Below are 15,526 nucleotides of genomic sequence, written 5' to 3' on the forward strand. Positions count from 1 at the left end.
TCTTCTCCCGCTCTACGAGCGGGATCAGAATGACTCTTTTGCGTAACTTCAGTTATTAATCAGCAATTGGAATTATCTATATTGCCGTTGAAATATACGAAGTTCAGTTTTAATAATCAATGGTTATTCTGAATTCACCAATTCGGTTATAGCTTCTTCAGCTTTTCCCTGATCAGCTTGTAGCCAATAAACTTCTTTCCCCTTTGTAAAAAAATAATGAATTTGCCCCATTCCTATCAACATTATTATACCTTGATCACCGATAACTCGAGGTGTAAAATGTGTAAAAACCGAAGTATCCTGCCGCACTCCACGCATCATTTTATGAAATACATCAAGCGCCTTTAACGTATCCAGAAACGTAGAAATATATAGCTCGCACTTAGTATCATCATTCTCATAATATGCAACGAGGTTTTCTGTGCCCGAAACAAACTTCCCGTGTAATTGATTTACATTTTGTTCGGCTTCCTTGTTATCTAATGTTCGATGCAAATTCATTCCGGCAAGTTTTCCAGGGACTAAATATTCTATGTTGCTTTTTTTACTGCACGCTGAAAGTGAAGCTATTAAAAAAAGAAAGAAAAATATTTTGGGAGCCATTATTTTAATAAAATCATTTTACGGATTTCTGAATAGGTACCGGCTTGTAATTTATAATAATACATTCCGCCAGATAAATTTTTAGCATCAAACTCCACGCTGTAACTGCCCGTCTCCTGAAATTTATCAACAACAATTGCAACTTCCTTCCCCAAAATATCATATACTTTTAGTGTAACATAATTGTCAATTGGCAATTGATAATTGACAATTGTCAATGGATTGAACGGATTGGGATAGTTCTGCATCAAAGCATAGTTTAATATATTTTCACTTTGAGCGGTACCAGCAAGTCGCTCCAATGAAATCGATTTTATCAATTCGTTGTTAAGAGAAATATTTCCTGTACCTTTCAATTCATAATCGAAATTTCCCTGCCGGTCAGTAATTCTGTAAATCAAGTTATCCGTAATCTCCCACTCAAGATACAACGGAAGCGTTGAAGTTTGTAATAATATGCGATGCTTTTTATGATCGTTGATTAAAGCCGCAGTACGTCCTGTCTCAAATCGAATATCAAAGGCATCGGATGGTGGTATAGGAGGTAATTCAAATTTTTCGAGAGGAAAAATAACTTCGTCACCAAAAAATAAAACCTGCTGTTTGCCTGTTTTATCGCTGAATTTTAATTTATTCGCACTGATATGAGAAGCGGCTGTGGCGTTTTTAGAATTTGATTTGGCAACACTATTTAGTATTATTTTTCCTGAACCATTTGCCTTCACCCAATAAGCTTTCATCGGTTCAATATTTTCGGCTGATGTGTATCCGTTATCGTATCCCCAATAACCTGAGGCAGCAACACCGGGGGGGTCTTGTACGATATTTGCGACTGCAACAGGACTACTAATCGACCCGATTAAATTCCAGCCGGCAACGACTCGAATTGTATCCGAGTATTTTTCGGTCCCACCGACTTCTATTGGTATGGAGCTGTTAAATTTTAGCCAATAACCTTTTCCATATTCAAGAGTGTCGCTGATAGAATAACCTCCTTGATATGCAAACGCCGATGAAATAGCAAACGGAAAGACAACAATTTTTCTTAAATCAGTTCTTTCCACCGGTACTGAAAGTAAATTCCAGCCCTGATTCACATTTCGTGATACCAAAAATGATCCAGTTGTGATATATTTAAAATTAACCATTGAGCTAATGTTACTCTCCTCATTCCGAGCCAGAGTCATAATAAAATATTCCGTGGCAACATTCAGTCCAACAACTTGAACTCCGGCATTCCCGTTCCAAACTGGATAAGTTTTCCAAACAGGATCAATTCCTAATGTTCCATCGTTCTGAACATAAGCATCAATTAAACTGTCGCTTGTAACTTTTATTGCAAATTCAGTTACGCTTGGATTTGATTTTGTATCTATCACAACATAAATCGAAGTAGTTCCGTATGTAAATTTGTCTTTGATATCAGGCACCTCTGCTAATGTATAACTTGTAACCGAGGCATAATTCCCCTCACCTTGCAAATTATACGCTAACACTTCATAAATATATTGAGTATTCGGCAACAGAAAAGTATCAGTAAACGAAGTTGTATTGGGTGGAAGGTCGCCGCTGACATTTGATTTTGCAAGACCGTTGTGACGGTAAACGCGGTAACCCAACTCGTCGTTTGCATTATCGACCCATCCTAAATAAATTCGGTTTTCCGACTTATCGATTACATGAAAATTTGAAGGTGCTAAAGGAACATTCGCAATTGTGAAGCTTCGAGATGAACCGGTACCTACGGTCGTTCCAGTAGCATTCTTTGCAATAACTTTCCAATAGTATGTTCTACCTGATATTAAATTCTGATACTCAAACGAAGTGGCAGTTTGATTTGAACTCACTATCGTTAATGGATTATTCAGCGTATCCAAATAAACATCATATCCGGCTGCAAGAGAGGATGAACTCCAAGTTAAATTTCCTGAACGCGGCTGATTGATTGCACCGTCCGTTGGTAACGACAAATTAAAACTACCTGGCGCAGGTAATGCAATGGTTTTAAAATTCCAAGGTGAACCTGTGGCTTCAAGTGTATTAGTACTATTTTTTGCTACAACCTTCCAATAGTAAGTTGTATTATAAGTGGTTCCGCTATATGGATATGAAGTACCAGTTTGATTTATGCTTACGATTGTGGTAGGTGGATTGACAGTTCCCAAATAAACATCATAACCGGTTGCACCGGTAGAGGCTTGCCAAGTTAACAAACCGCTGATTGATTGATCTATAGAATTATTGGTAGGAGTAAGTAAATTAAAAGCCGACAAAGATTGAAAAACATATTTTGCTACTACTGGAATATGGTCGGCGGCATAATGTAGCCCGTGAGCAACGCTATCGGGAACTGCTGTGTTTGGTAAACGGTTTATCGAATCGTTATAGTGGTTGCCATCGTTACCGTAAGCTTTGTATGATGCACTAATGAGATTGTCTGTGAGACTCCATGAATTCAACAACATATCAAAACGGTCGTCCATCCCACCATTGGAACCACCACCAAAGGCACGCACACGAGGCGACTGAGTATGGTGAATCGCGTAGCCACTTTGATTCCACGTCCCGGTCAAAGTTTTCGGGTCGTAGCACCTTCCGTCGTTATCGGCTTCGCTTCCTATTAATTTTTGGTATGCAGGCTCGGTGCTTTTGTAAATATTAAAATCGCCACCCACAATAAAATTTGTATTCGCAGGCAATGCATTCATATGATTTCTCAAAATCGTAACTTCAGCTAATCGCTTATTCTCATCATTTGTAGTCGCACTGGCTTTAAGATGAAGCGAATATATTTTTATCACTTCACCGCTGTTATTATGCTGGAATGTATATTCAGCAATTCTTCTTAAAGCCGTGTTGATATATTGTGCCCCAATGTATGTTATCTTATCCGATTTATAATAAAAGCTGTTATCCGTATCTGGTCCATCATTAAAAGGAACTGTAGAATACAATCCTACCTGATACTTATTCATTACCTCATTCAAAAAAGTAGTCACTCCAGTTTGACTTAGCATTTCTTGAACAACTAGTACGTCCGGCTTCATTGTATGTATTACTCTTCGGAAGAATGGATTTCGTGTAGCGGCATCAGTTCCGGGATAATTTAAAATATTGTAAGTGGCTATCGTTAAGGTATCGGTTTGACTGAAAGATGCTGACGTAAAAATGCAGCACGATATTGCTATTATGTATATTACAATAGCGCTCGGGAGACGGCGCATAATAATTACTTTCTATTGTTATTTATATTTTTTTCTACTTAATTCTAATGCTTTTATCATTAAAAATCAATTGTAGGTTATGGCGATGCGGATATCTGTGATGTGCTTCAATATACAAATGAAGGTATAAAGCTAGAAGTTTGAAATATTAGTCTTTTTTAAGAGATTTTGAGGGTTTTTGAAGATTTAATGAAAGCACTAAATTCTTTCGGGCAGATTTTCCTAATGTCGGACTTTTTTGATGTTTGTATAACAGAACGGTTTTTTTGAGTGTGTCTAAGTAAGCAGTGCAATTAGGACAATGGTTTAAATGTTTTTTGATTTCGACGCATGTCGGAGAATTTAGATTGGCGTCTAAGTTTTCACATATATATCGATATGTTTTTTTGCAAGTCATCTTCATTGAGTTAAATATTTATTCAATTCATCACGTAAAAAAACCCGAGCACGCCGCAAACGCGATTTGACTGCAGGAACGGATAGCTTTAAAATTTTTGAAGTTTCTTCTGCCGAGCGACCTTCAATATCCCGCAGAACAAATACGACTCTATAGTCTTGCGGAAGTTTTAAAATTGCTGCATCCATTTTTTCCTGTAATTCTTTATCCATTAATAGTTCAGCAGGCGACGGATCCCACGCAGCGTATTCACTTGGTTCCATTCCATCGGTTGGTGATTCATCGTACGAAATCCACAAATCGTCCAACTTACGTTTGCGGTGTTTCATCATACAATTATTTGTAACAATACTGTAAAGCCAGGTCGAAAATTTTGAGTCGCCTCTAAAACTTGAAATATTTTTATAAACGTTTATAAAAGTATCCTGCAGAGTTTGTTCAGCTTTTTCTTTGTTTCTGCAAACCTTGTACGAGAAACTGTAGATCATATCTTCATAACGGCGCACAAGCTCAGTAAAAGCGCGTTCATCACCTGTGCGGGCGATTTGAATCAGGTCGTCGTCTTCGAGTTTTAATTGTTTGGTTAACATAATCTGGATTGAATATAATATATGAGAGTATGATTAGCAAAAATTAAAACTTATTAACACCATGTTTTACTGAGCGGGCTTCTTTGATAAAAATTACTTCTTCAGCAATGTTTGTAGCCAGGTCGGCAACTCGCTCGAGGTTATGGCTAATCCGCATCAGATGTAAACAGCCCTCAATCATTTCACAGGAGTCTTTCATAACACCGATAACATCCTTCGATGTTTGGCGGTTCATATCGTCCATTATATCGTCCTTTTGGAGAACCGCCTGAGCAAGATTTGGATCATCGTGTATAAAACTATCGATTGCATCGCGAAGCATTTGTTGAGCAAGTTCGCACATTTTAGGGAGGTTGAGCATGGGTTCATGGACGCCGGTTTGAGCGATTGTGAGTGCCGACTCCGCGATGTTTACAGCGTGGTCGCCAATTCGTTCAAGGTCGTTATTAATTTTTTGTGCAGCGAGTATCAATCGCAAATCTACAGCAACCGGTTGCTGTAAAGCGAGTAAGTCAATGATGGCTAAATCAATTTCTATTTCTAACAAATTAATTCGCTTATCCCCCTCAATAATTTGTTTAGCAAGCTGCTTATCCTCTTCAAGAAATGCTTTGAGGGATGAACCTACTGCTTCCTCAACTACGCTCGCCATTTTAATTAAGTTCGTTTTTAAACTTTCTAATTCCATTTCAAAGTGCCGCTGCATATTTGCTCCTTCGCTGTTCGATGAGATATCTTAAAGTTAAAATTCAATATTCAAAATTCCACATTCTATATTCGTTCTTCACTTCGTTGAATTTTTATTAGCCAAACCGCCCCGTGATGTAATCTTCCGTCTGCTTTTTCGCCGGGGTTGTAAAAATTTTCTTTGTTAAATCGTACTCAACCATTTCGCCTAAATAAAAAAATGCAGTCCGATCGCTTACTCGTGCTGCTTGCTGCATATTATGAGTTACAATTATGATAGTATATCTTTCTTTCAATTCATAAATAAGCTCTTCAATTTTGGCAGTTGCAAGTGGATCGAGCGCACTTGCCGGTTCATCCATCAATAAAATTTCGGGGTCCACCGCTAAAGCACGTGCTATACACAAACGTTGCTGCTGTCCCCCCGAAAGTGCTAGCCCACTCTTATTCAACTCGTCCTTTACCTCGTCCCATAAAGCTGCGCGTTTAAGACTCCTTTCAACAATTTCAACTAAAATATTTTTATTCCGAATGCCGTTTATTTTGGGACCGTAGGCAACATTCTCGTAGATTGACTTTGGAAACGGATTCGATTTCTGAAAAATCATACCTACCTGTTTACGCAGCTCCACTACATTTATATTCTTATCGTAAATATTTATATCATCTACATAAACTTCGCCGGTTGTCTTCACATTATCAATCAGGTCGTTCATCCGGTTTAGTGAGCGCAAGAAAGTCGATTTACCACAGCCCGACGGTCCAATTAATGCTGTTACATTGTTCGGCAAGATATCGAGCGTAACATTTTTTAATGCCTGTTTGGCGCCGTAAAAAAGATTTAATTCTTTTGTTCGTATTTTTAGATTTTGATTCATTAGCATTAGTGGATTGCTCTTTTCCTTATTTTATATCTTAAAAACATTGCAGAAAAATTTAATGTAAAAGTTAAAACTAAGAGGACAAGTGTAGTGGCGTACTGAATTCCGAGTGTTGCTTCAACATCGTGCGATTGTGTCGTCATAACATAAACGTGATAACCTAAATTCATAAATTGGTCGGATAAGCTTCCCGGTAAATGCGGCAAATAATATGCTACTCCTGTAAAAAGGATTGGTGCCACTTCGCCGGCACCTCTGCCTACTGCGAGTATGGCTCCTGTTAAAATTCCGTTTAATGAATTCGGCACTACAACTTTGTAAATTGTTTGCCATTTTGTTGCTCCCAGCGCCAAGCTCGCTTCACGAAGTTCGTTCGGAATGGCGCGTAAAGCTTCCACCACAGAAACGATAACAACTGGTAAAGTTAAGAAAGCCATAGTAAAGCTCGCCCATAGCAAGTTGGGTTGTGCCCATTTTAGTTGGCCGTCGCCTGAAAATAATTTATCCATCCCACCGCCAACAAATTGCACGAAGAAACCGAGTCCGAAAAGTCCGAAAACTATCGCCGGAACTCCTGCAAGTGTATTCACTGCGAATTGAATTGTCCGAGAAAAAAAAGAACGTTGGTTCGAATACTCGGTTAAATAGATTGCGGTGAGCGTACCTATGGGAACACCAAGAACAGACATAACAAGAACAAGCAAAATCGTTCCTATTATCGCCGGAAAAATACCACCACTCATCATCCCATCCGAGGGCGCAGTAGTCAAAAACTCCCAAGTCAGTTTCTCGCTTCCGCCTATAAATAAAGCGCCTAACATTAATATAACCATAAATATTATTACAAAAGCAGCCAAAGCCGAGACAAAAACAACCGAACCTCCGAAAATTTTCTTCCTCACGACACACCCCTGAATCTTTTTAAAAGTTTTTGCCGCACATAAAATTCTGCAATGGCGTTTAGGGTAAACGTAAATATAAATAGTATCGACCCAATCAGGAACAGAACGTTGTAATGCGTATCTCCGAAAACAACCTCTGCCATCTCGGCGCCAATTGTTGCCGACAAAGTCCGGACAGGTTCAAAAATATCCAGCGACATCAGCGAGGCATTGCCTGTTGCCATCAGAACAATCATGGTCTCTCCAAATGCCCGACCGACTCCCAACAACACTGCGGCAAAAACTCCGGGCGTTGCAGCAGGCAATACGACAAACAACGCTGTTTGCCATTTGGTCGCGCCTAAAGCCAAGCTCGCCTCGGTCATAAACTTCGGTACGGATGTGAGCGCATCATCGGTTACTGTGTATATTATAGGTATTACTGCGAGCGAAAGGGCAACTCCCCCTACAAATGCATTTAGCCGGAAATCGTAACCGAACATATTTTGGAGAAATGTCGCAATTGCCACCAAAGCAAAAAAACCGATTACAACTGATGGAAAACCAGAAAGAATTTCCATTACCGGTTTCATAACTTCTTTAAGCCGCTTTGTTGCGAAGACCGCTGTGAATAAAGCTGCGAGTATAGAAATTGGTGCTGCGACCAATACAGAGATCATTGTTACTTTAAATGTCCCGACGATTAGGGGTAGTATGCCGTATTTGGGATTTTGAGAGACCGGCTGCCACTCTTTGCCGGTTAAATTTTTGAATGTCGCCTCGCCTTCGTAATCTGTTTCTTCGAGCGATTTTCTTATGCCTCTGTCGATCTTTAAAGAAGTTGATTCGTCTTCGCCGTAGGTTTCCTGAATGAATTCTTTTTCAGTATTGACTACTTTTTCTTCCGCTGAGTAGAAAATTGGAATTGCTTCACGGAATACAAAAACGAAAATTAAAATAATTACTGCAAAAGAGACGAATGCAACGGACTTGATAATGCTTTCAGCAAAGAATTCAGAAAACCTGAATTTCTTCTTTAATAAGTATTTTCCATTGATACCGGAGTGTGATTTTTTATCCATATTTTTTACTTACTTTACAGGAGAATACCCAACCTTTGTTACAATCTCTTGCCCTTCCTTGCTAAGCATCCAGTCAATAAATTTTTTGATTTCTCCTGTAGGTTTAGACCGCAAATACAGATATAAGTATCTCGATATTGGGTAATCTCCGCTCTTAACATACTCAGCGCTCGGTATATAAGCGGGAGATTTTTCATCCTTTTTTATTTTTATGAATTTAATACCCTTGCCATAAGCTTCGCCGCCGTATCCGATACTGTTTTTATCTTTCGAGACAGCATTAACAACCGCTGCAGTTCCGGGCATATTCTGTGCGCTCGGCGAAAAATCTTCGCCTTCGAGAACATTGTCCTTAAAATAAACATAAGTCCCGGAATTATTCTCTCGGCTATAAAGTATTATCTTCGAATCAGCGCCACCGATGTCCTTCCAGTTTGTTATTTTGCCCTGATAAATTCTTTTTACCTGGTCAAGTGTTAATTCCGAAACAGGATTTGTTTCGTTCACATAAAGTGCAAGTCCATCAATTGCAACTTTAATTTCAACTCCTAATGTATTGTATCGCTGCTTTAACTTATCCATTTCAGCGCGCTTCATTGGTCTGGATGAGTTACAAATATCAGTTGTACCGTTTATGAGCGCCGAGATTCCGGTTCCTGAACCGCCGCCTGTTACTTGAATCGTAAAATTTTTATTTTTAGACATATACACTTCAGCCCATCGTTGAGCGAGTATAACCATAGTATCCGAACCTTTCATTGTAATGGTCTCCGTCGGCATCATAAATCCAAACGTTAATGCCATCATTATAATTATGATTACTGTTTTCATATTTTTTCCTTTTAATTAATTTATTAAAACCTATACTGCATCCGCGCAGTTAGAACATTATCCTTTAAATCTCGTGTGTATTTTGCCAGAGAACCTGTGGCGGCTGAATTTACGTGCTCATTATTTACACTATCGTAGTAAACCAAAAATTTTATATTTGAATCCCAATGATAAACCCAACCGACTCCGAGCGTGCTGTATTTAATATCTGAGGCTAATAAATTACTGCCGGGTAATCCGATATCGTTACCCTTTACATTTGAGTTAGGGTCGAATACATCATACTTCAAAACAAACTGATGACTCAAACCAATATTTTGAGTATAGTTTATATACCAGCCATTAAAATTTCTTTGATATAATGATGGATTCGGGTCGGTTGTAGAGGGATAATAAAAACTGTTATAGCTTTTTGTAGCCGGTTGTATTCCCGTGATATATTCACCTTTTATTGAAAGACCGCCGATTATAGGAAGGTCGTAATACAGTTGAGTGTCAAAAGCGTAGTATTCTCTTGCAAAACCTTTACCGGCATTTGTTGTGCTTGAATCAACTTTGAAATTTTTGATCGGTGATGAACCGTTAAACTCATAAAAATATTTGGAAGTATTTGTAACATTTCCGGTATAAAGCGAGAAACCGCCGTCAATCTCAAAATTTTCATCTCGAAATGGAAGTAGAAAACCAACCCGTCCGATAAAATCTTTGTTTCGGTCATTTTCGTTTGCATTCGGAAGCACACCGTTAAATAGTCCGGCTTTTAGATTTAAGAAACTTAGCACACCCCTTTCAGGTGCGGCTTCAATTTTTACTCCAAGCTCACGCTCGCCCGGAAAAAGAGTTTGAAACAACCGTGAACGTTCGGGTGCCTCGCGCATATTGGAAGAATAAGATATTTCAAACCCGAAAGGTCTATCGAACACACCAGCCGTAAAAGAAAATGTTTGTAACCAAGGTTCTTTAATAGTCGCATAAGCGTCTTTAATTCCAACCCCGTTTTGTGTAACATCTATTTGAAGGACATATTGAGTTATATCTTGATCGTACATAAACTTCACACGTCCGCGCCTTACTTGAAAACGTGATTTAACATTTACAGGGAAATTACCGCCTGAATAAGAGTTGATTCCGGCAGTATCAGCCGATTGGAATTGAGCTTGAATATACCCCGATATTTTGATTTTCTTTAACGCATCGAGTGTGTTTTTTAAATCGATGACCGTCTCGGTTACACTTTGGAGAGCACCTTTGATTTCTTCGACATCCTCTTTTTTAGCTAAAGAATCTTGGGCATTAATATTTATAGAAACTAATAATAGCGTTATGATAGAAGAGATTATTTTCATCCGGTCGCCTTTCATTTGTGCAAAAATATAATAATAATGTGTTTTGTTTGAGTTAAGACAATGTTATTAAATTGTTAAGATTTATTTTACAGTATCACACTTGTTTTGCCTTTTTGTTGTATAATTCGGTTATTGTTAACAAACATTTAATTGAATAATTTCTTAGAGAAAAAATGAAACAATGGTATGAATCTTTGTTCGAGAACTATGCGAACAAATATGAAAAAGAAAATTTTACACAAGGTACAATTGGCGAAGTCGATTTCATCGAGGCGGAACTATTCAGAAGTTGGGGACACAATAAATCCTGTAAAATTTTGGATATCGGTTGCGGAACAGGCAGACACGCAATCGAATTAGCAAAACGGTGCTATAATGTTGTAGGAGTGGACTTATCAGAAAATATGTTAGCCAAAGCTCGTGATAAAGCGAAGCTAAGTGGGGCTGAAATCAAATTCGTTTGCGCTGATGCTCGAACTTTGAGCTACACTAATGAATTCGATTTGGTAATAATGATTTGCGAAGGTGCGTTCCCTTTGATGGAAACCGATGATATGAATTTCCAGATACTGCAAAATGCTGCGCAAGCTTTGAAGCAAAACGGAAAATTTATTTTTACAACACTGAATGGTTTATTTCCTCTTTTCCATTCTGTAAAAGATTTTATTGAAAAAAATATTGTGGAAGGCAAAAGCAGTGGAAACACATTCGATTTGATGAGCTTCAGAGATCGTTCAATATTTGAAGTTGAAGACGATGATGGGAACAAAATCGTAATGCACTGTAACGAAAGATATTATGTTCCTTCCGAAATAACTTGGCTACTGAAATCACTTAATTTTAAAAAGGTTGATATACTCGGTTGTAAAATTGGCAAATGGAGTAGGAACGATAAATTAACGATAGACGATTTTGAGATGCTCGTTGTGGCAGAGAAGTGAATTTCAATATGCAACAAACTTACATAGCACATATCGACCTCGATTGTTTCTTCGTTTCAGTTGAACGAATCAAGAACCCGGCACTTATTGGGAAGCCGGTTGCTGTTGGCGGTAGTCCGACAGATCGCGGGGTTATCGCTTCAGCTTCGTACGAAGCGAGGAAATTCGGTGTTCGTTCGGCTATGCCTACATCACAAGCCCTGAAACTTTGTCCAAACTTGATTGTTGTTTCAGGACATCATATAGATTATTCCGATTACTCAAACAGACTTTATCATAGAATGCTTGAATTTTCACCAATAGTTGAGCGGGCTTCAATCGACGAAATGTATCTCGATTTTACAGGCTGCGAAAAATTGTACAAACACGATTTACCCGGTTTTATAAAAATACTTCAGCAGCTAATAAGTACGGAATTTCAACTCCCCTCAACAATTGCATTAGCGTCGAATAAATTGGTAGCCAAGATTGCCGCTAACACAGTTAAGCCGGAAGGTGTTATTTACATACCACACGGAACTGAATCGAAATTTCTCGCCCCGCTGCCAATCGAGGTTATACCCGGTGTCGGGAAAAAAACAGAAGAATTTTTAAAGCAAAAAGGGTTCCTAACAGTTGCCGACATTCAATCAGTGGCGCGTGAAAAATTAGTTGAAACGTTAGGTGCAAACGGCGATTGGATTTATAATGCTTCCTTCGGGCGTGGCTCCACGACTCTTGAAACTTCACATATCCCCAAAAGTATCAGCCGTGAAGAAACATTTACTACCGACGTCTCCGAAACTGAAGAGTTGAAGAAAATACTTTTTTCGCTCGTTGAGAGCGTCTGCACGACTTTGCGTTCACATAATTTTAAGGCAAGAACTGTTACATTGAAACTTCGCAATCCCAAATTTACGACTTCAACTCACCGGCAAACCATTGCACCGACTAACTATGACCCGGTAGTTTTTAAAACAGCAAGTGAACTGCTAAAGAAAAATTACGACGATAAAACTCCAATTAGATTAATCGGAATCGGGCTGTCAAACTTTGTAGATGCTGCACAGACCGAGTTAGAACTTTTTCAGACCAAAGAGAAGAAAGATAAAATTGTAGAAGCGGTGGATAAAATTCGCGATAAGTTTGGAGACGATGCAATCAGGATTGGTAACATTTAAAATCTCGCATACCATGAATGTTAACGTTGTACTATTCTTATATAACCGGAAATTTCGCTCGGCAAAACTAAATTTTTAGCCGTTTACAATTGGCTTCTAACCATTTTGCGAGTTGTGCTTTATTCATTTTGCTGCTTGCCAGATTTATCATCATTTCATAAGCTGATGTTTCATCTGCAATTATCTCCCATCCGTTTTTCTGTAAAAATATATCCATTAACACGAATGCCACTCGCTTGTTCCCATCTACAAAAGCGTGATTTTTACAGATATGAAACCCATAAGCAGCAGCTTTATGGAAAATTGTTTTTTGCAAATATTTTCCCCCAATCGTTATTCTGGGTTGAGCAAGCGCTGAGTCGAGCAAATTTTTATCTCGAATACCTGGTCTTCCGCCATAACGTTCCAATAGGATTGAATGAATAAGCAGAACTACTTCTTCAGAAATGAATTTAATTGCCATTATTTTGCTAATTTATTCAGAGTGTTTCGATATTTTTTATTCGTCCTTTCAAAAGCATCTACCCATTCTGAAAACTTTGGGTTGTATGGAGACAACACAATTCCTTCCTCTGTTTCAATGATGTTAATTTCGTCTCCTTCGTCTAAATGATAATTATCAATTATCGTTTTCGGCAAAGTAATACCAAGGCTATTTCCCACTCGCCGGATAGCTGTTTTTAACATTTCGTTTAACCTTTTTGTTGTATTATAACATTTGTAATAACAAGAATCAACTTCCATAAATCATCACATAAATTCAAACTACTTCTTGAGCACAAAACTAAACCTGCTTCCCTTTCCAACTTCGCTCTCGACCTCGACCTTACTTTCGTGTGCTTCGATGATGTGCTTGACTATTGCAAGTCCGAGTCCAGTACCGCCGACTTCGCGTGAACGGTCTTTGTCAACCCGGTAAAAGCGTTCAAAAATATGAGGCAAATGTTCTGTGGATATTCCGTAGCCTGTGTCTTGAACTGTAATTTTAATTCCACTGTCTGTTTTTTCATAATAGATATCAATAAAACCATTCGGCTCAGAATATTTAATAGAGTTGTCTATTAAATTTACAACGGCTTGTTTTATTCGATCTTTGTCGCCGTAAACTTCTACATTTTCGACAAGAAGTTTGCAATTTATTTTAATCTGTTTGCTTTCAGCCAGCGTCTGCATTTCAACAACAGTACTCTTTAAAAAATCCTCAAGGTTAAAATATCTGAAGCTCATTTTCATCTCGCCCGATTCGATGCGGGATATTTCTATCAAGTCATAGAGCAATGCATCCAGACGGCGTATGTTATTCAAGGCTTTTGTAAGAAATTCCTTATTCACGCTTGGGTCATCAATTGCACCGCTTAAGAGTGTTTCGAGCGATGCTTGTATAGCAAAAATAGGTGTGCGAAGTTCGTGAGAAACATTTCCTAAAAACTCGCTCCTAACTACTTCAAGTATCCTCAGTTGAATGATATCTTCATCCAGCCTGTCAATCATGCCGTTGATTGCCCTTGCTAAATTCCATATCTCGCTGCCATTCTGTTTATCCGGAACGCTTATACGTTTACCTATGTTACCCTGTTGTATTTCGTTAGCAACTTCTATGATCTTCTTCATCGGCTTGGTAATAGGTTTCGATATCCATAAACTAATCAGAACAATTAAAACAAGTAATGCCACGCTGACGAAAATAATAGCTTCTCGTAATTCGGCTGTCGATTTTTCGACTTCAGTAAGTAGAATTCCGCACCTTATAAAAGATATTTCAGTATCGAAAAATTTAATTGCCGGTGTAATTTTCCGGGCGACATAAAGCATTTCATGACCGAGTGTCGAGCTTAATCGTTTGCTAATACCGACTTCACCCTTGATCGCACTTTGTATTTCAACACGATGTAAATGTTTTTCAATTGCAAGCAGCTCGTCTCTTGTCCGCTCCGATTCAAAAACTACCGTCCCGTCCGATGCTATTAAAGTAAGTCTGATACCCGTTCGTTTTGCATACTCGCGATAATGTTCGTAAATCGAATCTTCCGCTTTGCCCAACCACGAATCAGTTCCTAAAATATATTCAAATTGGTTTGTATGGGTAATAAGCTGACTGGTAATTCTATCGAAAAAAAATTTTTCCATCCGATAATGGATTAAAAAAGCAGTCGCCGTAATAATTCCAAACGAAAATATGATTAAAAACAAGCTTAGCCTTGTACTTATCTTCATACATCCTCCCTTAATCGGTAACCAACACCCTTAATAGTTTCGATGTAATCGGTAAGCGAGCCTAATTTCTCGCGTATCTTTCGAATGTGAACGTCGATAGTTCTCTCGATAACGTAGGTATCGCCCCAAATTGCATTCAATAGAGATTCTCGGTTTACTACTTTACCTTTATGCATAGCGAGATATAACAAAACTTCAAATTCCTTTTTAGGAAAGAAAACCTCCTTCTTATTTACAAAAACCCTGTATTGGTCCGGAAATATTTCTATTCTTCCCACCTTTATAAATTTTTCTATATGTGTTTTTGTTTTTATTTCTTCGCTCCGTCTTAGAACCAATTTGATGCGTGCTAAAAGTTTAGGAATACTTATCGGCTTAACAATATAATCGTCGGCGCCAAGTTCCAACCCGACTATCTCATCGGTTTCGCTCCCCTTCGCAGTTAAAAATATTACAGGAATGTTGGTTGTCTTCTCGTTCTTCTTTACTTCTTTAACAACCTCCAAGCCGCTGTATTCGGGAAGCATTATGTCTAATAAAATTAGGTCGGGTTGGCGTTCTACCAACTCGAGTGCCTTTTCACCATCAAAAGCAGTCTCAACTTTGTAGCCTTCTTTTTGAAGATTATACTTTAGTAAATCGACTATATCCTTTTCATCATCTACTATTAAGATTGTTTTTCGCATAAA

The 15,526-nt window shown here is 38.4% G+C and carries 15 protein-coding genes; 2 read left to right on the forward strand and 13 right to left on the reverse strand.

Annotated features, from left to right (window positions below):
* Positions 1 to 123: 123 nt before the first annotated feature.
* From QME58_08035 to QME58_08075, 9 genes are all read right to left on the reverse strand, one after another.
* Positions 124 to 603: a hypothetical protein gene (locus QME58_08035; GenBank protein MDI6803781.1), complete on the reverse strand. Its 480-nt coding sequence runs from the start codon at positions 601 to 603 to the stop codon at positions 124 to 126.
* Positions 603 to 3,827 (reverse strand): fibronectin type III domain-containing protein, encoded by a 3,225-nt coding sequence (locus tag QME58_08040; GenBank protein ID MDI6803782.1) that lies wholly within the window; start codon positions 3,825 to 3,827, stop codon positions 603 to 605. The genes QME58_08035 and QME58_08040 overlap by 1 nt, the downstream gene beginning before the upstream one ends.
* A gap of 399 nt (positions 3,828 to 4,226) precedes the next feature.
* On the reverse strand, positions 4,227 to 4,814 hold the full coding sequence (locus QME58_08045; GenBank protein ID MDI6803783.1) for a sigma-70 family RNA polymerase sigma factor: 588 nt from the start codon (positions 4,812 to 4,814) through the stop codon (positions 4,227 to 4,229).
* Between the two features lie 43 nt (positions 4,815 to 4,857).
* The gene (phoU, locus tag QME58_08050) at positions 4,858 to 5,520 is read right to left on the reverse strand and encodes a phosphate signaling complex protein PhoU (GenBank protein MDI6803784.1); all 663 of its coding nucleotides are present in this window, start codon (positions 5,518 to 5,520) and stop codon (positions 4,858 to 4,860) included.
* Between the two features lie 97 nt (positions 5,521 to 5,617).
* Positions 5,618 to 6,379, reverse strand: a complete 762-nt coding sequence (gene pstB / locus QME58_08055; GenBank protein MDI6803785.1) for a phosphate ABC transporter ATP-binding protein PstB — start codon at positions 6,377 to 6,379, stop codon at positions 5,618 to 5,620.
* 5 nt (positions 6,380 to 6,384) lie between these two features.
* The gene (pstA, locus tag QME58_08060) at positions 6,385 to 7,284 is read right to left on the reverse strand and encodes a phosphate ABC transporter permease PstA (protein MDI6803786.1); all 900 of its coding nucleotides are present in this window, start codon (positions 7,282 to 7,284) and stop codon (positions 6,385 to 6,387) included.
* Positions 7,281 to 8,345, reverse strand: coding sequence for a phosphate ABC transporter permease subunit PstC (gene pstC, locus QME58_08065; GenBank protein MDI6803787.1), 1,065 nt, complete (start codon positions 8,343 to 8,345; stop codon positions 7,281 to 7,283). The genes pstA and pstC overlap by 4 nt, the downstream gene beginning before the upstream one ends.
* A 9-nt stretch (positions 8,346 to 8,354) precedes the next feature.
* Positions 8,355 to 9,176, reverse strand: coding sequence for a phosphate ABC transporter substrate-binding protein (locus QME58_08070; GenBank protein MDI6803788.1), 822 nt, complete (start codon positions 9,174 to 9,176; stop codon positions 8,355 to 8,357).
* Positions 9,177 to 9,199: 23 nt separating this feature from the next.
* Positions 9,200 to 10,522: a porin gene (locus tag QME58_08075; GenBank protein ID MDI6803789.1), complete on the reverse strand. Its 1,323-nt coding sequence runs from the start codon at positions 10,520 to 10,522 to the stop codon at positions 9,200 to 9,202.
* A gap of 173 nt (positions 10,523 to 10,695) precedes the next feature.
* Between QME58_08075 and QME58_08080 the strand changes: the two genes are divergently transcribed.
* Both QME58_08080 and dinB read left to right on the forward strand, forming a co-directional pair.
* A complete protein-coding gene (locus QME58_08080) occupies positions 10,696 to 11,463 on the forward strand; it encodes a class I SAM-dependent methyltransferase (protein MDI6803790.1) in 768 nt (255 codons plus the stop codon).
* An 8-nt stretch (positions 11,464 to 11,471) separates the two neighbouring features.
* Positions 11,472 to 12,623 carry a DNA polymerase IV gene (gene dinB / locus QME58_08085; GenBank protein MDI6803791.1) on the forward strand — a complete coding sequence of 384 codons (1,152 nt, stop codon included), beginning with the start codon at positions 11,472 to 11,474 and terminating at the stop codon, positions 12,621 to 12,623.
* Positions 12,624 to 12,690: 67 nt separating this feature from the next.
* Here dinB and QME58_08090 read toward each other — a convergent pair whose 3' ends face one another.
* From QME58_08090 to QME58_08105, 4 genes are all read right to left on the reverse strand, one after another.
* Positions 12,691 to 13,089 (reverse strand): type II toxin-antitoxin system death-on-curing family toxin, encoded by a 399-nt coding sequence (locus tag QME58_08090; GenBank protein ID MDI6803792.1) that lies wholly within the window; start codon positions 13,087 to 13,089, stop codon positions 12,691 to 12,693.
* A complete protein-coding gene (locus QME58_08095) occupies positions 13,086 to 13,310 on the reverse strand; it encodes an AbrB/MazE/SpoVT family DNA-binding domain-containing protein (protein ID MDI6803793.1) in 225 nt (74 codons plus the stop codon). Before QME58_08095 ends, QME58_08090 begins: the two co-directional genes overlap by 4 nt.
* Positions 13,311 to 13,388: 78 nt before the next feature.
* Complete coding sequence (locus tag QME58_08100) at positions 13,389 to 14,837, reverse strand: ATP-binding protein (protein MDI6803794.1); 1,449 nt, start codon at positions 14,835 to 14,837, stop codon at positions 13,389 to 13,391.
* The gene (locus QME58_08105; protein MDI6803795.1) at positions 14,834 to 15,523 is read right to left on the reverse strand and encodes a response regulator transcription factor; all 690 of its coding nucleotides are present in this window, start codon (positions 15,521 to 15,523) and stop codon (positions 14,834 to 14,836) included. Before QME58_08105 ends, QME58_08100 begins: the two co-directional genes overlap by 4 nt.
* Between the last annotated feature and the right edge of the window lie 3 nt (positions 15,524 to 15,526).

Source organism: Bacteroidota bacterium (genome assembly GCA_030017895.1).
Classification (GTDB): Bacteria; Bacteroidota; Ignavibacteria; order UBA10030; family BY39; genus JASEGV01.